Raw genomic sequence first — 23686 nt, 5'->3', positions numbered from 1 at the left:
GATCGGGGGACGTGGGTTATCTATCGGGACGTGTGTTGGATCGATGGGCGTCGGTTATCGGGGTCCGTCGGATCGGGATCGTGAGTCGATCACTCCTCGAGGAGCTCGACGCCGTTCTCGTAGGTGTACGTGAAGTCCTCGTCGAGCTGGTCGCCGCGGTAGTAGTCGGCGAGCCGGCGGATCTTCGACTCCGTGTTCTGAAGCGCCCGTTTGTTCTGGTGGTCCTGCGGGTTCTCCGCCATGTGTTCGCGCAGCCGGACCGCGCGTTCGACGAGGTTCCGGAAGTCCTCGGGGACCGACGCGGCGGCGTCGTGCTCCTCGAGGATCTCGGTGATCTTCTTCCCGGTCGCCAGCTTGACGTCCGGGATCGGCGTGCCGGTCACGCCCTCATCGCGCAGTTTCATTCCGATCTGGCTGGGGTCGTAGTCCTGTTCTGCCAGTTCGACGACGCGAGCCTCGATGTCCTCGGCGTCGACGTCGCTCCACTCCGGCGGGTCGTCTGCCACGGGCTTGTCCGAACCGGACGAGCCACGGCGGCGTGTATGCATTCGTGCCATTGTCTGTCGTTGGAACGGCACAACCGCAAAAGCGTGACCGCGAGCCCCCATCGGGGACTCACGGTGCACTGCCGCAATCCCGAGCCGTGGGCGATCGCCCCGGCGAGTCAGACTTACGGCTGTGCTGTTCCCACGAGTGAGTTCCCGCCGAGCCTCTTAAGGGTGTTCTCTTCACCCGCCGGATCGACGATCGCAGCGGTGGTTGCGACGGTGTCCGGGACACAACCCATTTATCGTTCCTCCGAGAACGCCGGCGTATGAGACACGAGGAGATCGCCCCGTGCACGTAGTCATCATCGGGGCGGGCCAGGTCGGCGAGAGCATCGCCGCCGATCTCCAACACGACCACGACGTCGTGGTCGTCGAGAGTCGCGCCGACCGAGCAGACGAACTGACCTACGCGCTGGACGTCCTGACGATAACCGGCGACGGAACGGATCTGAACACGCTTCTGGAGGCCGGCATCGAGGAGGCCGACATGGTTTTGGCCACCACCGACGACGATGAGACGAACATCGTCGCCTGCTCGACCGCGAAGGCGATCACTCCCGCGGCGTTCACCATCGCTCGCATCAAGAACACGAAATACCTCCGGACGTGGGAACACGACGAGGGCGCGTTTGGCATCGACCTGATGGTCTGTACCAACCTCCTCACCGCCGAGTCGATCGTGCGCGTCGTCGGGTTGCCGGCGGCTCGCGACGCCGACGTCTTCGCCGGCGGCCGGGTGCAGATGGCCGAGTTCGAGATCGGCGAGGGGTCGCCGATCGTCGACCAGACCGTTGAGGAGGCCGACCGGTTCGACTCGCTCACCTTCGCCGCGATCCTCCGGGACGGCGACGTCGAGGTGCCACGCGGAGACTCCTGTCTGTTGGCGGGCGACCGCGTGGTCGTCATCGGGTCGCCACACAGCGTCCAGACGTTCGCCCGCACGATCGCTCCCAAGGAGTCTCCGGAAGAATCGGCCGAGGTCGTGGTCATCGGCGGCTCCGAGATCGGCTATCACGTCTGCCGCCTGCTCGAGGAACGCGGCCTCTCGCCGCGTCTCGTCGAGCAGGACCACGAGCGCGCTCGAACCCTCGCCGAGAACCTCCCCGAGACGCTCGTGATGGAGTCGGATGCGACCGATATGGGCTTTCTCGAGCGGGAGCACGTCGGCGACGCGGACATCCTCGTCTCGACGCTCGACTCCGACGAGAAGAACCTCCTCGAGTGCCTGCTCGCGCGGCGGCTCGGCGTCGAGCGAACGGTCGCGGTCATCGACCGGACCTCCTACGTCGACCTCTTCGAGACGGTCGGCGTCGACGTCGGCGTCTCACCTCGGGAAGTCGTCGCCGAGGAAATCACGCGGTTCACCCAGTCAGGTGCCGCGGAGAACGTCGCGTTCATCGAGTCGGATAAGGCCGAGGTACTGGAGGTGGAGATCGGCGCTGACAGCGCGCTCGCTGGCAAAACGATTCGGGACGCGATGGCGGATCTCCCCGAGTGCGTCGTCATTGGCGCCATCACCCGCGACCGGGAGTTCATCGTCCCGCGCGGCGACACCGAGCTCCGCGCCGGCGACCACGTCGTCGTCTTCGTCGAGACGCCCGTCGTCGACGAGGTCACGGCGCTGCTGTAACCCCCGACTCAGCAATGCTCTCGCTCCCGGACCCCACGGGGATCGCCGACCGGATCGACCGGTGGCGACGCCGTCCCGTCCGGGTTCGCTGGCGGGCCAGCCTCGGGTTAGTCGGCAGCATTCTCGTCTGGCTCGCCGTCCCGCTGTCGTTTCCGCTCGTGCTCGCCGGGTACTACGACGAACCGCTCCTCCCGTTCCTCGTCACGATCGCGGTTACCCTCGGGATCGGACGATGGCTCGAGCGGCTGTCCGGCGACGCAGACCTCGGCGGCCGTGAGGCGTTCCTGATGGTCGCGCTCGCGTGGCTGTTCGTCGGCGTGATCGGCGCGATCCCCTTCCTCGTCGCCGGCGAGGGGGTCGTTTCCCATCCGATCGACGCGCTCTTCGAGTCGATGTCGGGGATCACGACGACGGGCGCGACCGTGCTCGTCGACTTCTCCGTTCACGGACGGTCGATCCTGATGTGGCGACAGGTGATCCAGTGGCTCGGCGGGCTTGGGGTGCTCGTGTTGGCGATCTCGGTGCTCTCACAGCTGTCGATCGGCGGGACACAGCTGATGGAGACCGAGACACAGACCCGGGACGTCCACAAGCTCTCGCCACACATCGAGGAGACCGCCCGGATGCTCTGGTCGTTGTACGCGGGGATCACGTTGACGTGTGCGGGAGCGCTCTACGTGCTCCACCTGATCGGCGTCGCACCGGGAATGACGCCGTTCAACGCGATCGCCCACGCACTCACGGCGGTTGCGACCGCGGGATTCTCGCCGGACCCCGGCAGCGTCGGGGCGTTCTCGCGGGCGGCGCAGTGGACGATCGTGCCCTTCATGTTCATCGGGGCGACCAACTTCATCCTCATTTATTATTTCGTGCGCGGCGATTGGCTCCGGCCGGTTCGAAACGAGGAGTTCCGGTACTACGTCGGCGTCGTGGTCGGTGCGGTCATCCTGGTCGCGCTGCTGTTGCTCACCGATCCCGGCGTCTCGTTCCCCCTCGAGGCGAAGCTCCGACACGCCACCTTCCAGGTCGTGTCGATCCTCACGACGACCGGCTTCGCGACCGTCGACTTCAACGGCTGGTCCCCGGCCGCGAAACACGTGCTGTTCCTGTTGATGTTCCTTGGCGGGATGGCCGGCTCGACGACCTGTTCGATCAAGCTCCTGCGGTGGATCATCGTGCTGAAGGGGTTCCGGCGGGACCTGTTCACCGCCGTCCACCCGGACGCGATCCGCCCGATCCGGCTCTCGGGGACCGTCGTCGAGGAGGAGACAGTCCGTGACGTCTACGCGTACACGCTCGTGTCGGTCGTGATCTTCTTCGCGCTCACCGCGTTCATCGCGGTCGATGCAGCCCGGACCGGACTCGTCCTCTCGGAGTTCGAGGCGATGAGTGCCGCCGCGGCGACCTTCTTCAACATCGGGCCGGCGTTCGGAATCGCGGGACCGTTCGGCAGCTATCACCCGTTCTCGAACGCCACGAAGCTCGCGATGATCGTGTTGATGTGGGTCGGCCGGATCGAGATCATCCCCGTATTCGTACTGTTGACGCCCGGGTACTGGCGGTCGTGAGGCGCCGAGAGCGACGATCGGGTTCGCCGAATACGGCGACCGGACGCGCGATGAACCCGGTGGATTCTTGCCGGATCCCCGTCTCGGCTGGGATATGTCTCGAATGCGGACCGGGACGGTCACGCGTCGTCGGGGACGCCGATCGGGAGGTGACGCCGCGTGTCCACGTCGGTGAGAGTCGACTGGCGGACGAGCGTCGCCGTCACCGGCACGGTCGTCAAATACACCGCCGTCGCGATGGCGATCCCGCTCGTCGTCGCGCTCGTGTACGGCGAGGACCTGCTCGTCTTCGGCGCGTCGATCTTCTGCGTACTCGGGGCCGGCATCCTGCTCGAGCGGGCCGACCCCGACCCGGATCTGGGGCCGCGGGAGGCCCTCCTCCTCGTCGCGCTCGCCTGGTTGTCCGTCGGCGTCGTCGGGACGATCCCGTATCTGTTGGCGGGCTACGGAACCGCCTCGACGCTCGCCCACCCAGTCAACGCCTTTTTCGAGTCGATGTCGGGATTCACCACCACCGGCGCGACCGTGATGGGCGAGATCTCGACGGACCAACACTCCCACGCGCTGTTGCTGTGGCGCCAGCTCACCCAGTGGCTCGGCGGAATGGGGATCATCGTCCTGATGGTGGCCATCCTTCCCGAGCTGGCCGTCAACGGCGCCGACCTCATCCAGGCGGAGGCCCCCGGCCCGCAGCTCCAGAAGCTCACCCCTCACATCCAGGAGACCGCCAGGGTTCTCTGGAAGGTCTACTTCGCGTTCACGTTGCTGCTCGCGATCGTCCTCTATAGCCTCCATCTTGTCGGCGTCGCGCCGAAGATGGATCTGTTCAACGCGATCGCACACGCTTTCTCGACGATGCCGACCGGCGGGTTCTCCACGAAGGCCGACAGCATTGCGGCGTTCTCGGCCGCCGTCCAGTGGGCGATCATCCCGTTCATGGTCGTCGCCGGGGTCAACTTCGCGCTGTTCTGGCACGTCCTCGCGGGCGACACCCGCGACCTGTTCGACGACACGGAGCTGCGGACCTACGCCGGCGCAGTCGCCGCCTTCGTCGCGCTCGTCTTCGGCCTGCTGTATGCCGGCGTCGCGCCGCCGCTCGAGATCGGCGGCACCACCGAGGGAACCGCCGAACCCGCGCTCCGGCACGCCGCCTTCCAGATCGGTTCGCTGTTGAACTCGACCGGGTTCGCCACGAGCGACTTCGCGCAGTGGGGCACCTACGGACAGCTCACGCTGCTGTTCGCGATGTTCGTCGGCGGCTCGGCCGGATCGACCGGCGGCGGGATCAAGGTGGTTCGCTGGCTGATCGTCTGTAAGGCGCTCCATCGCGAGCTGTTCCGGACCGCCCACCCCGACGCGGTCCAGCCGATCCGGCTCGCGGGGACCGTCGTCGACGAGAACGCCATCCGGGGTGTCGTCGTGTTCACGCTGTTGTACCTCGGGCTGTTCGGCGCCGGCGTGCTCGTTATCGCGCTCGACGCTGCCCGGATCGGGCTCGAGTTGACCGCGCTCGAGGCGATCGGCGCGAGCCTTGCGGCGATCGGCAACATCGGCCCGGCGTTCGGTCGGCTCGGCCCCTTCGGGTCCTACCTCGATCTCCCCGCCACCTCGAAGCTCGTGATGGTCCTGTTGATGTGGTTCGGCCGGCTCGAGATCCTGCCCGTCCTCGTCGTGTTCACGGGCAGCTTCTGGCGTCGGTGAGCGCGGCCGGTCGGGCCGTCGAACGGTCACCATTGGGACCAAACGGTCACTTCTTGAAGACGATCGTCACCGCTGACCCGTCGCCCCGACCGCGTCACTGACCCTCGGTTTCAGCCTCGACCCGGCCGCAAAACCGCGTCTCGGGGAACAGCGACCTGACGTCGGGATCCGCGTCGACCAGGGCGTACTCCGTCCCGTCGCGATCGACGATGCCGGCGTCCGCGAGGTGCTCGAGGTGTGCGTGCGCCTCGCCGGGGCCGTGAAGGATGTGGACTGCCGAGAGGTCGCCAAAGAGGTGTGCGGAGACGCTCCAGGTGTCGAGCGGGCCGTGTTCGCGGAGAACGTCGATGACGCGATCGGTGCGCTCGCGGTGGTGTTCGAGGATCACTGCGGCCCGTCGGCTCGGCGCCGTGATCGTGTCCCGGTGGCCGGGATACGCGACCGACCAGTCCCGATCGATGACCCGAACGAGGCTGTGAACGTACTGATCGAGCGCGCCGGTCATCCGCAGGTCCGCGCCGCCCACGTTCGGCGTGTACCGCGGGAGGATCGCGTCGCCGACGAAGGCGGCGGTGTCGCCGCGATCGCCACGCCCGCTGCCCGTTTCGTGATCATCGAGCGCCGCGGTGTCGGCGGCCGTCAGGTCGAACGCGAACGCCGCGAGCCCCGCCGCGTGGCCGGGGAGATGCACCGCCTCGAACTCGATCCCGTTCACGGCGAACCGGTCGCCGTCGGCGAACGGCGTGACGTCGGCGCCGACCTCGCGGTAGGACTCGTTGGCGTCGAGCACCTCCTCGAGCTCCTCGCGCGCCGCATCGGGCATTCCCCAGCGGTCGAAGACCGCTCGTCGTCCCGCCGAGTCGCTTGACGGGGGCAGTTCGGCGCCCGAAACGAGCGGCGCGTCGGCCTCGTGGGCGCGGACGATGCAGTCGCTTTCCCGCTGGATCACGCCGGCGAGCCCGGCGTGGTCCTGGTGCCAATGGGTGAGAAGGATCTCGTCGACGTCGGCGAACTCGAGCCCGAATTCCGCGAGCCCGTCCGCCAGTTCCGATTCGACCGCCGGCGTTGAGATCCCCGTGTCCACGAGGGCCGTCGTCTCGCCGTCGAGGACGTAGACGTTGTTGAGTCCTTCGAAGACCGCATTCCCGAGCCTGATTCGCTTCACGTTGGATCCCTGTGTGACGGGTCGATTTCAACGTTCCTCCTGCGGCCGCGGCTGCCGGCTCGTGTACCGGCATCGATTCGCGTACCGGCGATCGGTTCGTGTTTCGGATACTGGCGGCCGACTCGATCGTCGACATCGTCACCCTCAAGCGATGCCCCGCCCGAGCGTCATCGTATATGCACTACCACGAGGCGGCGAACTTCCTGTTCGACCTCCGCCGCTTCTCGGTTCGCCCCGGTACCGACGCCGTCGAGGCGCTGCTCGATCACCTCGGGAACCCCGAGACGGAGCTCGAGTTCGTCCAGATCGCCGGATCGAACGGGAAGGGCAGCACCGCCCGGATCACCGAGTCGATCCTTCGGCAGACCGACCGAACGGTGGGGTTGTACACCTCGCCCCACCTCGATGACCTCTCCGAGCGCATCCGGGTCGACGGGCACCCAATGAGCGATGACGCCATCGCGACCTTCATCGAGCGGGCACGCCCCTGGCTCGTCGACCGCGCCGCCGCCGGCGAGCCGCTCACCTTCTTCGAGGTCGTCACCGCGATGGGGATCTGGGAGTTCGCCCGCCGCGACGTCGACGTCGCGGTGCTCGAGGTCGGAATGGGCGGCGAGTACGACGCGACGAGCGCGGTCGATCCCGTGACGGCCGCGATCACGAACGTCTCGCTCGAACACACCGCGGTACTGGGCGAGTCGGTCGAGGAGATCGCTCGAACGAAGGCGCGGATCGCCGACGAGGGGACGCCCGTCATCACGGCCTGCGGAGGCAGCGCGTTGTCGGTCATCCGGGAAGTCGTCACGGACGCAGGCGAGGACGTCCGGACGGTCGACGGACCGACCGTATCCGACCCGGATCCGAACCCGGACGTGACGGCCACGTACCACGGCCGCATCGAAACGCGTTCGGGGCGACGCAGTCCGACGGACTCGCGGATCGAGGTCACCGGCTCGGGATGGAGCTACGACGCGCGACTCCCGCTCGTGGGTGAGTATCAGGCGACCAACGCGGCGATCGCGGTCGCGATCGCACACGAAGCCGTCGCCCGGAGCGACGGAGGAAACGCATCATCGGCGAGCGCGCCGATTCCCGCCGAGTCGGTTCGCGACGGGCTTGCAACCGCGAGTTGGCCCGGGCGTTTCGAGGTCCTCGGAACCGATCCCCTCGTCGTCCTCGACGGGGCACACAATCCCGCCGCTTGTCGAACGTTGGCGGGAACGCTGTCGGAGTACGAGTACGATGACCTTCATCTCGCGTTCGCCGCGATGCACGACAAGGACCACGAGGGAACGATCGATGCGTTGCCGACGCCCGAGTCGGTCCACACCTGCCAACCCGACCACCCACGGGCGGCGGACCCCGACGTGCTGGCGGCCGCGTTTCGGAACGCGGGGATCGAGGGGACGACGGTCGTGCCCGCGGTCGCCGACGCGCTCGAGGCGGCGATCGACCGGGCGGACGCCGACGATTGTGTGCTCCTGACCGGGTCGCTGTTCGCGGTCGCGGAGGGACGCGCGAGATACACACGACGCGTCGTTCCCACACAGGTTGACACGCCGGCGGACGCCGAGACCCTGCTCACGGATGCCGACGTCGGCGACCCCGAACGCGACCGCGTTCGCGACGGACTGGTCCATCGCGTCCTTCGCACGCGACTCGATCCGAGCCAGGCCGAGGCGTTGCGGCGGGCGGCACTCCACTGCGGGCTCGAGTGTGCGGTCTCGGACGTCGGGACGGGCGGCGAATCGATCGCGGTCGTGATCGGCGGGACCGTCGACCGACTCCACGAGCTGGCCGACGTGATCGACGATGCGGACACCCACACCGCCGACCCGAGGATTCACACCGCCGACCCGAGGATTCACACCGACGACCAGGGTGCCCACACCGACGACCAACTGACCCATCGCGGAATCGGTCTTCCCGGGCTGGCCGAGACCATCCGCGATCGTGCGGAAAGCGGTGACGTCGTCGATCCGGCGACCACACCTGGTTCGTCGACCACAGCCGATCCGTCTACGACAGCCGGCGAATCGGCCCACCCCTCGACGTCCTGGCCCTGGACCGACGGCCCGACGGTGATGGGGATCCTCAACGTCACGCCGGACTCCTTCCACGACGGCGGCCGGCACGGGACGCTCGCGGACGCGGTGTCGGGCGCACGGCGGATGATCGACGCCGGTGTCGGGATCATCGACATCGGCGGCGAGTCGACGCGACCGGGCGCCGACCCGGTTCCCGTCGACGACGAAATCGACCGCGTGGTACCGGTCGTGGAGGCGCTCCAGGATCTCCCGGCGATCGCCGACGGCGACGTCGCGATCTCGATCGACACGCGCAAACCCGACGTCGCGGACGCCGCGATCGCGGCGGGTGCGGACGTCATCAACGACGTGACCGGGCTCGAGGACCCACGGATGCGCGAGGTCGTCGCAGAGGCCGGCTGCCCGGTGGTCGTGATGCACAGCGTCGAGGCTCCGGTCGATCCCGACACGGAGATCGAGTACGAGGACGTCGTCGAGGACGTTCTCGACGCCCTCCAGGAACGGATCCTGCGCGCGGAGGCCGCGGGGATCGACCGCCGGAACGTGATCGTCGATCCGGGACTCGGGTTCGCAAAGTCACCGTCAGAGGAGTTCGCGGTGTTGTCCCGCATCGAGGAGTTCGCCGCGCTCGGCTGTCCGGTCCTCGTCGGCCACTCCCACAAGTCGATGTTCGGCGCACTCGGGTACGATGCCGACGAGCGAGGTGCCGCGACCGTCGCCGGGACGGCGGTCGCCGTCGACCGCGGGGCGGACATTATCCGCGTGCACGATGTGGCGACGAACCGGGCCGCCGTCGACGTCGTCACGGCGGTTCACGATCCCGATAGCGTCGGGGAGTGAACAGGACGTGTTTCTGGCGGGAGCGGCCGGCAATCACGGTGGCGCAGTCGGTTCAGCACGGACATACCCCACACACGCAGTGGTCCACCAAGCGCAATCTCCAAAACCCCGGCCGGCGAATCCCGGCGTATGTATGAGGCGGTCCAGGCGTATCCGGCCGGCGACAGCACCGTCGCCAGGCTCGCCAGCACGGCAGCCCGGCTCGGCTATTCGGGACTGGTGATCCGGACCCGGTCCGCCTCGCGCGCGATGGAGCCGACGGCGATCGGCGACGAATACGGGATCGACGTCGTCACCGGCGTCGAGATCGACGCGGACGACCCGTCAGCCGCGAGCGGGTCGGTCGGGAACTTCCGCCCCGACTTCACGGTGCTCACGCTCCGGGGCGGATCGAACGCGCTCAACCGGTTCGCCGTCGAGTCCGACCGCATCGACGTGCTCTCGAAGCCGATGGCCGGTCGTGGGGACGTCAACCACGTGCTCGTGAAGGCCGCGGCCGACCACGGCGTCGCCCTCGAGTTCGACCTCGGACCGGTCCTCCGGGCGACCGGCGGCCGCCGGGTGCAGGCGCTGTCGGACCTTCGAAAGCTCCGGGAGATCGTCGACCACTACGACGCGCCCTACGTGGTGAGCGCGACCGCGGCGTCACACCTCGAGCTTCGCGCGCCGCGGGAGCTGCGGGCCGTCGGCGAGGCGATCGGGTTCGACGCGGACGCGATCGATGACGGGCTCCGTGCGTGGAAGCGGATCGCCGAGCGGAACCGACACCGACTCTCGGAGTCGTTCGTCGAACCGGGCGTCCGACGCGGCCGGTACGGCGACGACGCCGGACGTGAGGGTGACGGACGTGAGGGTGACGGACGTGAGGGTGACACCGGATCGGGGGTGGACCGGTGAAGCACCTCCCGAAACACCTCCGGCCGCGGTGGCGGTACCTCGGCGTGGGGCTCGAGACGTGGCCGACCACATCCATCGGTCGGCGCGACTTCCAGCGGGCGCTGTGGTACGCCGCGGGGAACCTCCTCGGCGATCCGGGCAGCGCGGACGCGAAGCTGTCAGTGCTGTCGTTCACCTTCGACGACGCCGTCGGCGAGGGGGAGGCGGTGGTTCAGGTGCGACGAGCCCACGTCGAGCCGGCGCGTGCCGCGGTCGCCTGCGTCTCCGCGATCGATGACGACCCGGTCGGCATACGGGTTCGCGGCGTTTCGGGGACGGTCCGGGCGTGTGAAGAAAGATATATGGGTCGCGCGGGCGGACCGTCACGGCAGAGAGACGTCGCGCTCGACGGGGCGGACCGACCGGCCGTCATCCGCGGTGACGCGGTCGACGTGTCGGCGGAGTCCGGCCACGTCGGCGCGACGCGACTCGATCTCGAGTGATACCATATGCAGGGACAAGCCCAACAGCAGGCGTACGACCGCGGCATCACGATCTTCTCGCCGGACGGTCGGCTCTACCAGGTCGAATACGCTCGTGAAGCCGTCAAACGCGGCACCGCAAGCATCGGCGTCCGCGCCGAGGACGGCGTCGTCCTCGTGGCGGACAAGCGCGCCCGATCGCCGTTGATGGAGCCGAAAAGCGTCGAGAAGATACACAAGGCCGACGACCACGTCGGCGTCGCGTCGGCCGGCCACGTCGCCGACGCACGCAAACTCATCGACTTCGCCCGCCGCCAGGCGCAGGTGAACCGGCTGCGGTACGGCGAGGCGATCGGCATCGAGACGCTGACCAAGAACATCACCGACCACATCCAACAGTACACCCAGGTCGGCGGCGCGCGCCCGTTCGGCGTCGCGTTGGTGGTCGGCGGGATCGAGAACGGCGAGCCGCGCCTGTTCGAGACGGACCCCTCGGGGACGCCCTACGAGTGGCAGGCGCTGTCGATCGGGTCGAACCGAACCGACATCCGGGAATACCTCGAGGAGCGTTACGAGGAGGACCTCTCGATCGATGCGGCGGTCGGCCTCGCGCTCGAGGCGCTCGCCGAGGTGAACGAGGACGACGGACTGACGCCGGACGGCGTCGGCGTCGCCACCGTGACCGTCGACGACCCGACGTTCCACGAGCGTTCCGCCGCCGAGAAGGAAGCGATCCTCGAGGAACACGACCTCCTCGCGACGGACGAAGACGAGGAGGCCGCGGATGGGGAGGATGCCGATGACGAGGCAGACGCCGCGGACGACACCGGCGCCGACGATACCGACGACACCGACGACACCGACGACGCAGACGCCGAGGAGTAACGAGGAACAACCGGTCCCGTGTCGAACGCACCGGGACCGACGTTCGACGTGGATCCGGGACTATTTGGTGCAACTCCTCCAGCGAGTCGTATGGGCACGACGACGGACCCCACGAACACGGACGAGTCGGCCATCGACACCTATGAGGTACTGATCGTCGGCGGCGGCGTCGCCGGGCTATCGGCGGCGACCTTCACCGCGCGGGCGAGTCTCGACACCGCCGTGATAACCGCCGGCGAGTCGATACTCAAACGGAACGCACACGTCGAGAACTACCCCGGCTTCCCGGCGGGCGTGAATCCGCGACTCCTGATCGATATGCAGCGGTCCCAGGCGACCCGCAACGGGGCCGATATGGTGCACGGCCGCGTCACGCGATTGAAACACGTCGGGACCGCCGACGGGGATCTCGACGTGAGCGATGACGCTCGCTTCCTCGCGACGATCGCCGGGGACGCGGACACCGACGCCGACGCGGCCGGGAACGATGCGGCCGGAGACGCTGGGTCGGGAGCCACCGCCGCGACCGATCGGACGATCGCCGCAGAGCGCGTGATCGCGGCCTCCTGGGCGGACGCGAGCTATCTGGATCCGGTCGATCCCGACCGCCGGGAGGCGGGTTCGAAGACGTACCTCGAGGACGACGGCGACGGGCGAACGACCGTCGAGGGGCTGTACGCCGCGGGTCGACTCGCCGAGCGCTACCACCAAGCGGTGGTTGCAGCCGGTGACGGCGCCAGAACGGCGATCACGCTGATCCACGACGCGGAGATCCCCTTCTACCACGACTGGGTGGCTCCCGAGGGCTACTTCACCGACCGCGGCCGCGAGGTTCCACCGGGGTGTGAGGAGGTCTCGGAGACCGAGCGGCGCGCCCGTGAACGCGAGTCGATCGCCGCGATGCAGGAGTACTTCGCGACGCCACACGAGGACCGCCAGCGAACGCATCCCAGCCTCGTCGACGACGACCTCGGACGCGTTCCTGGGACGGACCGTTGACAGCCCGTGACTGCTAGGGAAATCCGTGGGTAATAGTGGGCAACACATATCAGCCGCGGGTCCGTACTGTTCCTCGATGAAAGTCGACGCGACAGACCTCAAAACGAACGAGACGGACGACCGGGGTCGAGTCTACCTCGGCACCGAGTACGCGAACAAGCGCGTAACCGTCGCCGTCGTTGAGGTAGAGTCCGACCGGCCGGACGACGACGAGCTAGCGACCGCGTATCGGAAGGCCTCCGAGAGCGCGGAGGAACTCGCCGAGGAGTGGAGCGAAGCGTCCGGCGAAGCGTGGGAGCACCTCGATGAGTGACGGCACGGATGTGCGACGGGGCGATGTGGTTATCGTTCGGCTTGACCCCGCCGAAGGACACGAGATGAAGAAGACGCGGCCGGCCGTGGTTATTCAAAACGATATCGGAAACCGAAACTCCAGTACGACCATCGTCGCGCCCGTCACGGGGACCTACCGAGAGTATCCGTTCGAGGTGTTCGTCGAGGCGGACGGGTCACCGCTCGAAAAGGACTCGTCAATCCGGCTCGACCAGATTCGAACCGTCTCGGTTCCGGAACGGATTCACTCGGTCGTCGGTTCACTCGACGGACCCACGATGGCTGCAGTCGACGAGGCGTTAACACTGAGTCTCGGCCTCAACTGAGCTACCGGCTCTCCCGTTGCTCCACCTTGTTCAACTCGATCAGCAGTCGGAAGATCGCCTTCACCAGATTCGCGTCGACGTCGAACTGTTCGGCGTTCTCGCCGGCGCGCTCCATCACGCGGGCCTCCTGTGACTCGTCGGTCGTGGGCAGATCCCGATCGTCTTTGACGGCCGCGACGGTGTCGGCGACGTACGTCCGCCGGGCGATCAGCTCGACGATCTCGCGGTCAATGTCCTCGATCTCCGCGCGCAGTTCCGCAAGGTCCATCTCTTCGGGATTCATGTCGTCAGTGCTCATTGTGTGGTGGATCGGGGTCGGGGAGTTTGAAGTGATTGGTTCCGGACGGTCACGATCGGCGATCGCGTGGGTGAAATGGCGTGACACATCGGTCTTCAGGGGGAATGTATCGTCGCGCCGTCGGAGCGCGTCCTCGTGGTTCGAACGGTCCCGTCGCGGGCGGCCCACAGATCGTGAACGCGGTCGAGGTCGGTCTCGGGGTCCGCCGGGTCGGCGACGGCCACGACGCTGGGGCCGGTGCCGGACAGGGAGACGCCGGTGACGTGGGGCATCGCCTCGACGGCCGGCTCCGGGGAAAACCCGAGCGCGGCCGAGAACGCGAGGCCGTTGACCGACATCGCATCGGCGTAGCGGCCATCGAGCGCGAGTTCCGCGACGAGGTCCGCCATCGGCGCAACGGCGCCGCATCGCTCGACGTCGGCGTCGGCGCTGTAGGCTCGCTCGGGCGGGGTCCAGACGAGGACGTCCCACTCGAGGGTATCGCGGTCGAAGAGCTCATCGGCCGTGTTGTCGGTGACGGTCACGCCGCCGAGCATCGACGCCGAGGCGTCGTCGAACGCGCCGGTGGCGGTGACGCCGGCGTCTCGGGCGGCGGTGACGCCGAGCCGACACGCCTCCAGACGGGTGACGTCCGTCGTGGGATCGTCCGCGTCGCCCACCGAGAGCCCGAGCGCCGCGCAGGTGGCCAACACGGTCGCGTTGGCGGCGGCGCTGGAGCTTTTCAGTCCTGCCGCAAGCGGGACGTCGCTGTCGGTCCGCACCGTGCCACCCTCGCGGGCGCCCCAGCGTTCGGTCGCGAGGTCGACGCAGCGTTCGATGAGTCGCGTGTCCGCATCCGGCGCCTCGGCGATGGTGCCCGTCACGCCGTCAGCGTCCGGATCAAGCGTAACGGTCGCACGCGTCTCGACGTCAATGCCGAACGCGGACCCGGTGCCGGTCGCCAGCGCGTTGAGAATCGTTCCGGCGCCCAGCGCGGCTGCCCGTCCCTCCATATCGAGGGACTCCCGAGCGGGGCCATAGGTGTGGCGGTCTCGGTCGACGGTCTCGATCGGCGGTCCCGGTCGGTGGTTTCGGGCGGGGGTCCCGGTCAGCGGCCGCGATCGGCGGTCCCGGTCGGCGACCAGGCCGGGAGTCACGGCCGGAACGCGTCCCTTTTTGCCGCCGCGACCACACCTACCGGTATGTCCTCGTCAGCGCGGTCCGACATCCCGCCCACCACCCTCGGCATCGAGCTTCGGGAGGAGGGCGTCGTCGTGGAGTACCTCGACGGCCGAACCACGCTCTATCGCGGCGTTCCCACGACCGTCGAGGGGACGCTGACGGCCGGTCCCGGCAAGGAGACGCACGTGCTCGTCACCGACCCGACCGAGACCGAGGGCGTGATGACCTACGTGAACGACCTGAAGACGCACGACGAGATCCTTGAGGACACCGGCGTCGGGCGCGTGATCTTCGAACCCGGCGAGGGCGAGGAACTGTTCCCGGGCGTGGCGGCCAGACGCGCCGGCGAACGCACGCAGATCGAGGCCGATCCCGAGACCGCCGGCGGCCGCGTTTTCGTGTTCGTCGAGGACGATTGGAGCGAGCGGAGCTTCGAGATCGTTTCGCCGCCCGCGGCCGGGATCGGCAGCTTCGAGCCGGACGACTGACGCCGATCGGCGGTCGACGGTCGATCCACCTTTCGCACGTTCGTCACCCTTTTGCTGCCACGAGCGCGAGACGAAGGTATGCTTGGAGGCGGCGGTATGAACCCACGGAAGATGAAACAGATGATGAAACAGATGGGGATCGACGTCACCGAACTCGACGTCGAGGAGGTCGTCATCCGAACCGACGACGAGGACCTCGTCTTCGACGGTCCTCAGGTCACGCGAATGGACGCCCAGGGCCAGGAGACCTACCAGGTCGTCGGCGAGCCCGAGTCCGTCGATCCGGGAACCGGCGGCAGCGGCGCGGGACCGGCTGCCGAGCTGGACGCCGGTGACGGCGACGGCGATGCGGAGGCGGCCGGTCTGGCGATCCCCGAGGACGACGTGATGATCGTCGCCGAGCGTGCCGGCGTCAGCGAGGAGGACGCCATCGAGGCGCTCGAGGCCGAGGAGGGTGACCTCGCGGCCGCCATCGCCCGCCTGGAGTGACCGACCCCGCCTACCTCCTGATCGGGGACGGTCGGGAGTACCTGCTCGAACCGGGCGCGGAGTTCGGCACCGACCTCGGCGTGCTCGAAGTCCCCGCGGACGCCGAACACGGCGACGTGATCGAGACGCACCTCGGCGAGGCGTTCGAGGTTCGTGAGCTGCGCCTGCCGGACCTCTTCGACCACCTCGACCGAACCGGCGCCCCGATGATGCCCCGAGACGTCGGACTGATTATGGGTCACGTCGGCGTCGCCGCTGGTGATCGTGTCCTCGATGCCGGGACCGGAACGGGCATTCTCGCGGCAGCGCTCGGACGCACGGGTGCACGTGTGCGAACCTACGAGCGGGACCCGGAGTTCGCCGACGTGGCGCGTGAGAACATGCGGATCGCGGGAGTGACCGACCAGGTCGACGTCCGGACCGGCGATCTCGCCACGATCCTGTCGGAGGAGCCGACCGGGGAGGAAGGGACGGTCGACGAGGACGGTATGCACGACGAAAACGACGTGGAAGCCCCCGACGCCGACGCCGACCCCGACGCTGACCCCAACGCCGATCCCATCGACGACCGGTTCGACGTGCTCACCCTCGACACCGGTGATGCGCCCGAAATCGTCGCCCACGCGCCGGACGTGCTCGTTCCCGGCGGATTTCTGGCCGCGTACTCGCCGTTCGTTGAGGGAACGAGCGAGATCGTCAACGCCGCCCGTGCGGCCGGTCTCGATGACGTCGAGACGCTGGAGACGATCCAACGGGAGATGGACTTCTCCGAGCGCGGCTCACGCCCCTCGACCGCGGGGGTCGGCCACACCGGCTATTTGACGTTCGCGCGGCGACCCTAGACGGGACAGGTGTACAGGTGTGGGGGTATGCGAGTGTGCAGGTGTGGGTCGTCGATCGGCGCGACGGCGCAGCGATTAGTGGTCGTCCTCGCGCCACTTGTGCTCGCACTCGGTGCAGACGAAAAAGCGCGTCTCCGACTCGTCAGCCGACCGAATCTGTTGCATGTACCAGTAGGCGCTGTCGTTGCCACACTCCGGACAGTGGACCGTCGTGGTCGGGAGACCCTTGTCCTCGGCGTCGCTGACGTCGATGATCTCCGAGGCCTCCTGGCCCTGCGTGGTCACCATCGCCGCCTCCTCCTGTTCGTTGCGGCCCTTCTCGAAGCCACAGGCGGTACATACCCAGTGGTCTTCGCCCTCGCCGGCTTTCATCATCGAACCGCACTCGTCGCAAAACTCCATACCCGGTGAATGCCACGTCACGATATATAAACGACGGGATCGGACAGCTTCGTCGTTCAGAAGACCCTTCAACTCAACCGTCGAACGCCTCGACGGATGGGACTGCTCGGACGGCTGGTCGCACCGATCGTCGGTGGCGACAGACGAGTGATCGTGTTGGGATCGGCCCGGATGGTCGGAGCGATCGGTAACTCGTTTCTGATCGTCGTCCTCCCGCTGTACATCGCCAGTGGCATCGTCAACCTTGAGGGGCTGCTCGGCGGGCAGATCGGCGTCGGCGCGGCGACGGTTCCGGTCACCGAGCCCCTGCTCATTGGGTTCGTGCTCTCGCTGTTCGGGTTCCTCAACAGCCTGTCCCAGCCGTGGACGGGACGGCTGTCCGACCGCGCCGGAGCGCGTCGCCCGTTCATCCTGGCGGGGATCGCGCTGTTGGGGACCGCAAGCGGACTGTACGTCTTCGCCACGGACTACTGGACGCTCGTCGTGCTCCGGGCGGCACAGGGCCTGGGTGCGGCGCTGACGATTCCGGCGGTCGTCGCGCTCGTGAACGAGTACGCGGCCGGCGCGGAGGAGCGCGGAGAGAACTTCGGCGTGTTCAACACGTTTCGGCTGTTCGGGTACGGATTCGGCCCGATCCTCGCCGGCGTCGTGGTCGAGGGCGGCCCCTACGACCTGTCGGGACTCGGGATCGAGACCGTCCTGGGACGACCGGCGGTGATCGACGGCTTCGACGCCGCGTTCCTCGCGGCCTGTGCGGGCGCGTACCTCTCGTTCGCGCTCGTGTACTGGCTGGTTCACGACACCGAGGAGTCGGCGGCGTCGAGCGACACGGACGTTTCGATCCGCGTGTTCGGGGACGATCGACTCCTCGACCCGGTGTTCGCGCTCGGACTCGCGACCGTCGCGATGGGCATCTGCGTCGCGCTCTTCGCCACATTACAGAACCAGATCAACCTTCGGCTCGACCAGGCGCCGATCTGGTTCGGGATCCAGTTCGCGGCGGTGACGATCGCGAACGTCGTCTTTCAGGTCCCGGTCGGGCGTGCGGCCGACCGGTTCGGCCGGCGGCCGTTCCTGCTCGCGGGATTCGTGCTGCTCGTGCCGTCGACGCTGCTGCAAGGGGTCGTCACGACGCCTGTGACGATGCTTGCCGTTCGGCTCCTGCAGGGGATCGCGGTCGCGTTCGCGTTCCCGCCGTCGCTGGCGATCGCCGGCGACATCGCCTCGGAGGGGGAGTCCGGGTCGACGCTGTCGGTACTCACGATGGGGTTCGGACTGGGGGTTGCGATCGGTCCCTTGACCTCCGGATTCCTCGTCGAATACGGCTTCATCGTTCCGTTCGCGGTCGGAGCGGCGCTGGCAGTGGGGGCCCTCCTCGCCGTGGTGACGCAAGTCGAGGAGACGCTCGGGGTGAGCGCGTGAGTGCGGGCGGATCGGCGCGAAACGGGACCCGGTAGCCCCGTCGATGTCCGCACACCCTCGTGCGGTCCCGTCCAGTCAGGCCGTTCGACGCGGTTTCAATCCCGAGATGTACTCGGTCAGATCGGTCGTGGAGACGACGCCGATCACGTTGCCCTCGTCGTCGATGACCGGGAGGTGATGGATCCCTTCGGCGATCATCACGTCGGCAACGTCGGTGATCGCGTCCTGTGCGCTGGCGGTCGTGACGTCGGTGCTCATGTATCGCTCCACGGTCGTCTTGGCTTTCGGCTTGCTGGCGGCGACGATGTGGACGAAGTCCGTCGTCGTCAGGATGCCCTCGAGCCGGCCGTCGTCGTCGACGACGATGAGCGATCCGATGTCGTTCTCGAGCAGCAGCGAGGCGGCCTCCTCGACGAAGGTGTCCGGATGTACGGTGATCGCCTCGCTCGTCATAACGCGTCCAACGAGAATGTCGTCCATACACCGTCGTGTGGTAGCACACCGAATAAGGCTGTCGACACCGGCCGTCTCCGGTCGGGATTCGGAACGTCCTTACTCGCGGACGGGATAGCCGGCGGTATGAGTCTCACCGACGAGGAGCGGGACCGACTCGCCGACGTGGTCCGGCTGCAGCCGACTAAGAACGCCGAGCTGCAGTCGGCGTGGGAGCTGGACTCCGGCAGCGAGGTCCACGGCTACCTCGAGTCCCACCTGAAGGAGTACTACTTCCGGGACGACAACAGCCTCATCCGTGCGACCGAGGAGGCGGCCGACCTGGTCGACGTCGAACCCGGGATCGAGGCCGGCGGTGCGGACGGGAACGGCGACGGTATCCCGAGCGTGATCCGGGTTCCGAAGCTGCAGGCGCGCGTGTTCGCGGTCGTCCCGGGGCCGGACGAGCGGTCCGAATCGGTCGTGAGCGTCCTCAACGGGCTTCGATCGGAGTTCGACGTCGATCCCGACGTGGACGACGTCCGGGCGGCGCTACAGAGCCTTCGTCGAAAGAACGTCGTCGACGTGGTCTATCGAACGGTCCCTACGTTTCGGCGTGCCGTCGAGCGCGACGCGGTCGACGTCGAGATCGCCGAGTAACGGTCGAGCGATCGGTCAGCACGTAGCGATCGACGAGAGACGGATCAGATATCGACCTCGGTCCCAACGCCCAGTCGCCGTGCCTCCTCGTAGACGTGCGTCGCAGCGGCGGCGTCGAGCACCGCGCTGCCGACCGATTCGACGACGATGACGTCCGTCGGGGACTCCCGACCGACCGCCCCCGCGAGCGCGGCCGAAAGCGGGATCAGGTCCTCGGCAGTCACGTCGTCCGGGATGTCGCCCGTCTCCACGGCCTCCTCGGGAACGTCGCCGAACAGCAGCTCGGCGCGACGGATCGTGTCGGCGTCGAGCTCGCGCATCGACTCATCGTAGGCCCCGATCGCGACCACGAGCGTGCCGGGATCGAGGTCGGTCCCGTCGAAGACCGGCTCCCGTGCGGGCGTGGCGGTGACCACGATCGTCGCGCCCGAGACCGCCTCGCGGGGCGCGTCGACGGCCGTCGCGTCGATCCCCTCCGCACGAAGCGCGTCCGCACACTCGAGCCGGGAGTCGCTCGGCGAGTAGATGCGGACGCGGTCGAGATCGATCGCGGCGTCGATGGCCCGGACCTGCCAGTGCGCCTGCTGGCCGGCGCCGATCACGCCGAGCGTTGCCGGACCGTCGGTCGCGAGCGCACGGGCGGCGACGCCGCCGATACATCCCGTTCGGGCGTTCGTGATTCGGGACCCGGCGAGGGTGGCGGCCGGCACCCCGGTCGCCGCGTCGGTGAGCGCGATCGTGGCGTTGAGCGTGTCGAGCCCGCGTTCGGGGTTCCCCTCGTGGACCGCCGCGAGCTTCGTGGCGTAGGTCTCCGCTCCGTGGACGTACGCGGGCATCACGAGGGCCGTGCCGAACGGTCCCTCGACGGAATCGGGGCGGTCCGCGTCGTCGGATCCTGGGCCGGTTGGTGCCGGTAGCGTCAATCCCTCCCCGACTGGGAAGTGCGGCCGGTCGGGTCGTTCGACCTCGCCGCGACCCTGTTTCCGGAACGCCTCATCGACCACCGCAAGCAGCGTCTCGATGTCGAGGACGCTCGCGACGTCGTCGTCGGAGAGGATGCGCATCTCGTCCCACGAGACGCGTTCTCGTTCCTAAACCGTTTCGACGACCTGGACGGACCGTCCCGTGTCGAAACACGGCTCCAGCCGATCCGGACCGACCGAGCCGGAACAGCCGACGGTCACAGGCCGAGCCGGAACAGCCGGTTGGCCGTCAATGCGGTCGTCCCGATCGCCATCACGAGTGCCAGCAGCCCGAACGCGACGGTCCAATCCGCAACGTCGGCGACGGTCCCGACGAGGACGCTTCCGGAGGCACCAAGCACCATATAGACGGTGCGAACGAGCCCGAAGCCGGCACCGCGCTCGGCGTCGCCGAGGAGGTCCATGAACCGGGATTGGACCGGCGCCCCCCACGACATCGCGACGCCGACGCCGGCCGTTGCCGACGCGAGGGCGATCGGTCCCAAGTCCGCGATCGCGGCGTAGACGAGGCCGCCATAGCTAAAAATGCCGATTCCCATCGTCAGCGTTGCGACGGCGTCCCGGCCGACGCGGTCGGATATCGAACCGAGAACCGGTTGGATGCCGCCGTGCACCAGAAAGTACAGCGAGAACAGGAGGCTCGCGGTCGCCGTCGACAGCCCCGCCGCATCCGTGAGAAACGTCGGGAGGAACGACGCGGTCGACTGCCACGCGAACGCCCCGAGCATCGCGAGGCCGGTCGTGTAGGCCATCGGCGGACGCGAGACGAGCTCCACCAGCGGTCCGAGCGCGAACCGCTCCGCGATCGCCTGATCCGGCCGGAGCGGCTCGGTCGGGCGAACCCGCCACGCGAACAGGACGAACACCGGAACCGCCACCAGAACACCCAGCAGAACTGCCGCTCGCCAGCCGTACCGAGCCCCGACGAGTGCGGCTGCCGGCGGCGCGAGCAGACCCGCGGCCGGTCCGCCGGAGACGTGGATCCCGATCGCGCGCCCGATACTGTCGAACTCGCGGGCGAGCAACGTCGTCGCGACCGAGTAGTGGAGTCCGGCACCGGCGCCGAGCAGGACCGTGAACGCGAGGAACGCCCACACCGAAGGCGACAGCGCCACGAGCAGCGCCGCGACCGCCGTGGCGCCGATCGCGACGAGGATGATCCGGCGCTCGCCGTACCGTTCGCCGAGCACGCCGGAGGGGAACTGGGTGAGCGCGTAGGCCGCCCACATTCCCGAGAGCGCGAGCCCGACGGTCCCGTAGGAGACTCCGAAATCGTCGGCCACGAGCGGAACGACCGGGCTGATCGCCAGCCGGGCGACCATCGTCGCGCTGAACGCAAGGGTACACAGTCCCAGAACGGTGTACGCGTATCGCCGCGTCATCGGTTCGACACCCTCTCGATCGCCGGCATCACTCGATCACGAACCGCTTCGGATAGTCGGTGATGACCTCACATCCGTCCGTCGTCACGACCACGAGGTCCTCGACCCGGATGCCCCCGACGTCGGGGTCGTACAGTCCGGGTTCGATCGTGACGACGTTCCCCGGCTCGAGCTCGCCGGCCCCCATCGAGAGCCGCGGCGGCTCGTGGACCGCCAGGCCGACGCCGTGGCCGGTCGAGTGGATGTATCCGGTGTCGGTGTCCGGATCGCTTCGCAGCGTCGGGTAGCCGGCGTCTTCATACACCTCACAGGCCGCGACGTGGACGTCCTCGCCGGTCGCGCCGGGTTCGACGGCATCGATGGCCGCTTCCAGCGCCGATACGGTAAGGTCGTATCGTTCGCGGAGGGCGTCCCCGGGCTCGCCGACGACGAACGTTCGAGTCATGTCGGCGAAGTACTTCGTGTCGGTGTCCCGCGGAAAGACGTCGATGACGATGGCGTCGCCGGCGCTTAGAGGACCGGACCCGCGGTCGTGCGGGTCAGCCGCGTGTGCACCGCCGGCGACGATCGTTTCCTCGGAGGCGCAGCCGTGTCGCAGCAGGGTCACCTCGATCTCCTCACGAACCCGTTCGCTCGTCAGGACGTCGCCCCCGTGAACCAGCGTTCCGTCCTCGACCGTGGCCTCGCTGAGCAGGGACTCCGCAGCCGCCATCGCGGACTCGGTCGCCCGCTGGGCGGTCCGGATCCGGTTCACCTCATCGTCGGACTTGACGGCTCGAAGTGACGCAACGGCGTCCTCGTGGTCGACCGCGACCGTGATCCCACGATCGCGGAGACCGTCCGCGGTTCCGACGGGAGCACGATCCGGCATCAACACCGACTCGACGCCGACGTCGGCCAGAAAGTCGGCGTACATATCGAGCCGCCGTTCACGACCGCCGTACTGGAAATCGTACTCGGCGTGTCGGCGAACGGTGTCAGCACGCGACTCGCGTTTGGCGCGTGCGTACTCGAGCCCGGACACGAGCAGGTGGACGCCGCCGTCGGCGTACAGCGTGAGAAACGGGTCCGGTCCGGTAAAGCCCGAGAGATACAGCTGGGTGGGGTCCTCCCAGTCGGCGTCGATCAGATATCCATCCACGTCACGTCCAGCGATCGTCTCCGCAAGCGCCGGCAGATCCCGAGTCATACGGATCGCTGCGGCGGCGTCGCCTATAGTGGTTGGCTTCCGGACAGCGTTAGCCTGTGGACATCCCCGATCGTCATCGGTCACGCGGCACCAGATCGCGGCCCCACCGGTGGCGTCCGATAGTCGCCTTTACAGCGAAACCATTATATGTTACCATCCGTCGGATCGTCTCGTTCAGTGAGATCCACACCGATATGGATCGAATAACAGATAGGGACCGTCTACTATCAATTTTCTATTTGGATATATATGGAATATATAAATACATTTATACGTGCTTGAGCCCTATACTATAGTGAGGACGACGAAGTCGAGACGCATCTCTCGGATCCGACATCAGGCGGATCCGTTCGATCCGAGCGGCCACCGCCCCTGATCCCAGCAAATGAGCAATCACCCCATCACACACCCCGACGAACACGTTGATGAGCACGAGACAGCGGAGAAGACACACAAGAGCGACGAGGAAACACACGACGAGGAAACACACGACGAGGAAACACACGACGAGGAAACACACGACGAGGAAACACACGA

24 protein-coding genes are annotated in these 23686 nt (G+C 67.6%); 15 read left to right on the top strand and 9 right to left on the bottom strand.

Features of this window, described 5'->3' with window-relative positions; genetic code table 11:
• Nucleotides 1-89: 89 nt before the first annotated feature.
• Nucleotides 90-557, bottom strand: coding sequence for a 30S ribosomal protein S15 (locus tag BLW38_RS03600; protein ID WP_092814356.1), 468 nt, complete (start codon nt 555-557; stop codon nt 90-92).
• Between the two features lie 280 nt (nt 558-837).
• Between BLW38_RS03600 and trkA the strand changes: the two genes are divergently transcribed.
• From trkA to BLW38_RS03585, 3 genes are all read left to right on the top strand, one after another.
• Nucleotides 838-2178: a Trk system potassium transporter TrkA gene (gene trkA / locus BLW38_RS03595; RefSeq protein ID WP_092814353.1), complete on the top strand. Its 1341-nt coding sequence runs from the start codon at nt 838-840 to the stop codon at nt 2176-2178.
• A 14-nt stretch (nt 2179-2192) separates the two neighbouring features.
• Nucleotides 2193-3746 (top strand): TrkH family potassium uptake protein, encoded by a 1554-nt coding sequence (locus tag BLW38_RS03590; protein ID WP_092814350.1) that lies wholly within the window; start codon nt 2193-2195, stop codon nt 3744-3746.
• A gap of 159 nt (nt 3747-3905) precedes the next feature.
• Nucleotides 3906-5447: a TrkH family potassium uptake protein gene (locus tag BLW38_RS03585; protein ID WP_394327069.1), complete on the top strand. Its 1542-nt coding sequence runs from the start codon at nt 3906-3908 to the stop codon at nt 5445-5447.
• A gap of 94 nt (nt 5448-5541) precedes the next feature.
• On the opposite strand, the gene BLW38_RS03580 is transcribed toward BLW38_RS03585, so the two are convergent.
• Nucleotides 5542-6612: an MBL fold metallo-hydrolase gene (locus BLW38_RS03580; protein ID WP_092814347.1), complete on the bottom strand. Its 1071-nt coding sequence runs from the start codon at nt 6610-6612 to the stop codon at nt 5542-5544.
• Nucleotides 6613-6788: 176 nt separating this feature from the next.
• On the opposite strand from BLW38_RS03580, the gene folP reads away from it, so the two are divergent.
• From folP to BLW38_RS03545, 7 genes are all read left to right on the top strand, one after another.
• Nucleotides 6789-9500 carry a dihydropteroate synthase gene (gene folP, locus BLW38_RS03575; RefSeq protein ID WP_092815613.1) on the top strand — a complete coding sequence of 904 codons (2712 nt, stop codon included), beginning with the start codon at nt 6789-6791 and terminating at the stop codon, nt 9498-9500.
• 129 nt (nt 9501-9629) lie between these two features.
• Nucleotides 9630-10397, top strand: coding sequence for an RNase P subunit p30 family protein (locus BLW38_RS03570; protein WP_092814344.1), 768 nt, complete (start codon nt 9630-9632; stop codon nt 10395-10397).
• Nucleotides 10394-10879 (top strand): Rpp14/Pop5 family protein, encoded by a 486-nt coding sequence (locus tag BLW38_RS03565; RefSeq protein WP_092814341.1) that lies wholly within the window; start codon nt 10394-10396, stop codon nt 10877-10879. The genes BLW38_RS03570 and BLW38_RS03565 overlap by 4 nt, the downstream gene beginning before the upstream one ends.
• A 6-nt stretch (nt 10880-10885) precedes the next feature.
• Complete coding sequence (gene psmA, locus BLW38_RS03560; protein WP_092814338.1) at nt 10886-11743, top strand: archaeal proteasome endopeptidase complex subunit alpha; 858 nt, start codon at nt 10886-10888, stop codon at nt 11741-11743.
• A gap of 90 nt (nt 11744-11833) precedes the next feature.
• On the top strand, nt 11834-12742 hold the full coding sequence (locus BLW38_RS03555; RefSeq protein WP_092814335.1) for an FAD-binding protein: 909 nt from the start codon (nt 11834-11836) through the stop codon (nt 12740-12742).
• A gap of 76 nt (nt 12743-12818) precedes the next feature.
• The gene (locus BLW38_RS03550; protein WP_092814332.1) at nt 12819-13055 is read left to right on the top strand and encodes a hypothetical protein; all 237 of its coding nucleotides are present in this window, start codon (nt 12819-12821) and stop codon (nt 13053-13055) included.
• Entirely contained in the window at nt 13048-13401 is a 354-nt protein-coding gene (locus BLW38_RS03545; protein ID WP_092814329.1) for a type II toxin-antitoxin system PemK/MazF family toxin, read from the top strand. The genes BLW38_RS03550 and BLW38_RS03545 overlap by 8 nt, the downstream gene beginning before the upstream one ends.
• 1 nt (nt 13402) lies before the next feature.
• Here the strand turns inward: BLW38_RS03545 and BLW38_RS03540 are convergent, their stop codons facing one another.
• On the bottom strand, nt 13403-13699 hold the full coding sequence (locus BLW38_RS03540; protein WP_245710039.1) for a chorismate mutase: 297 nt from the start codon (nt 13697-13699) through the stop codon (nt 13403-13405).
• A gap of 95 nt (nt 13700-13794) precedes the next feature.
• Nucleotides 13795-14691, bottom strand: a complete 897-nt coding sequence (locus tag BLW38_RS03535) for a shikimate kinase (RefSeq protein ID WP_092815606.1) — start codon at nt 14689-14691, stop codon at nt 13795-13797.
• Between the two features lie 189 nt (nt 14692-14880).
• On the opposite strand from BLW38_RS03535, the gene BLW38_RS03530 reads away from it, so the two are divergent.
• The 3 genes from BLW38_RS03530 (at nt 14881) to BLW38_RS03520 (ending at nt 16679) form a co-directional block, all read left to right on the top strand.
• Nucleotides 14881-15348, top strand: coding sequence for a DUF5796 family protein (locus BLW38_RS03530; protein WP_092814326.1), 468 nt, complete (start codon nt 14881-14883; stop codon nt 15346-15348).
• A gap of 78 nt (nt 15349-15426) precedes the next feature.
• A complete protein-coding gene (locus BLW38_RS03525; protein WP_092814323.1) occupies nt 15427-15837 on the top strand; it encodes a nascent polypeptide-associated complex protein in 411 nt (136 codons plus the stop codon).
• The gene (locus BLW38_RS03520) at nt 15834-16679 is read left to right on the top strand and encodes a 50S ribosomal protein L11 methyltransferase (RefSeq protein WP_092814320.1); all 846 of its coding nucleotides are present in this window, start codon (nt 15834-15836) and stop codon (nt 16677-16679) included. Before BLW38_RS03525 ends, BLW38_RS03520 begins: the two co-directional genes overlap by 4 nt.
• Nucleotides 16680-16754: 75 nt before the next feature.
• Here the strand turns inward: BLW38_RS03520 and BLW38_RS03515 are convergent, their stop codons facing one another.
• Nucleotides 16755-17081 (bottom strand): transcription factor S, encoded by a 327-nt coding sequence (locus BLW38_RS03515; RefSeq protein ID WP_092814317.1) that lies wholly within the window; start codon nt 17079-17081, stop codon nt 16755-16757.
• A 96-nt stretch (nt 17082-17177) separates the two neighbouring features.
• Between BLW38_RS03515 and BLW38_RS03510 the strand changes: the two genes are divergently transcribed.
• Complete coding sequence (locus tag BLW38_RS03510; RefSeq protein ID WP_092814313.1) at nt 17178-18503, top strand: MFS transporter; 1326 nt, start codon at nt 17178-17180, stop codon at nt 18501-18503.
• A gap of 75 nt (nt 18504-18578) precedes the next feature.
• On the opposite strand, the gene BLW38_RS03505 is transcribed toward BLW38_RS03510, so the two are convergent.
• Nucleotides 18579-18983: a CBS domain-containing protein gene (locus BLW38_RS03505; RefSeq protein WP_092814310.1), complete on the bottom strand. Its 405-nt coding sequence runs from the start codon at nt 18981-18983 to the stop codon at nt 18579-18581.
• Between the two features lie 99 nt (nt 18984-19082).
• On the opposite strand from BLW38_RS03505, the gene BLW38_RS03500 reads away from it, so the two are divergent.
• The gene (locus BLW38_RS03500; RefSeq protein ID WP_092814307.1) at nt 19083-19595 is read left to right on the top strand and encodes a DUF5797 family protein; all 513 of its coding nucleotides are present in this window, start codon (nt 19083-19085) and stop codon (nt 19593-19595) included.
• Between the two features lie 44 nt (nt 19596-19639).
• Here BLW38_RS03500 and BLW38_RS03495 read toward each other — a convergent pair whose 3' ends face one another.
• The 3 genes from BLW38_RS03495 to BLW38_RS03485 form a co-directional block, all read right to left on the bottom strand.
• Nucleotides 19640-20659 carry an ornithine cyclodeaminase family protein gene (locus BLW38_RS03495; protein WP_092814303.1) on the bottom strand — a complete coding sequence of 340 codons (1020 nt, stop codon included), beginning with the start codon at nt 20657-20659 and terminating at the stop codon, nt 19640-19642.
• A 116-nt stretch (nt 20660-20775) separates the two neighbouring features.
• The gene (locus BLW38_RS03490) at nt 20776-21960 is read right to left on the bottom strand and encodes an MFS transporter (protein ID WP_092814300.1); all 1185 of its coding nucleotides are present in this window, start codon (nt 21958-21960) and stop codon (nt 20776-20778) included.
• A gap of 28 nt (nt 21961-21988) precedes the next feature.
• Nucleotides 21989-23149 (bottom strand): M24 family metallopeptidase, encoded by a 1161-nt coding sequence (locus BLW38_RS03485; protein ID WP_092814297.1) that lies wholly within the window; start codon nt 23147-23149, stop codon nt 21989-21991.
• Nucleotides 23150-23686: the final 537 nt, after the last annotated feature.

It is taken from the genome of Halopenitus malekzadehii, from assembly GCF_900108505.1.
Classification (GTDB): Archaea; Halobacteriota; Halobacteria; order Halobacteriales; family Haloferacaceae; genus Halopenitus; species Halopenitus malekzadehii.
This window is presented reverse-complemented; position numbering and strand designations above follow the sequence as displayed.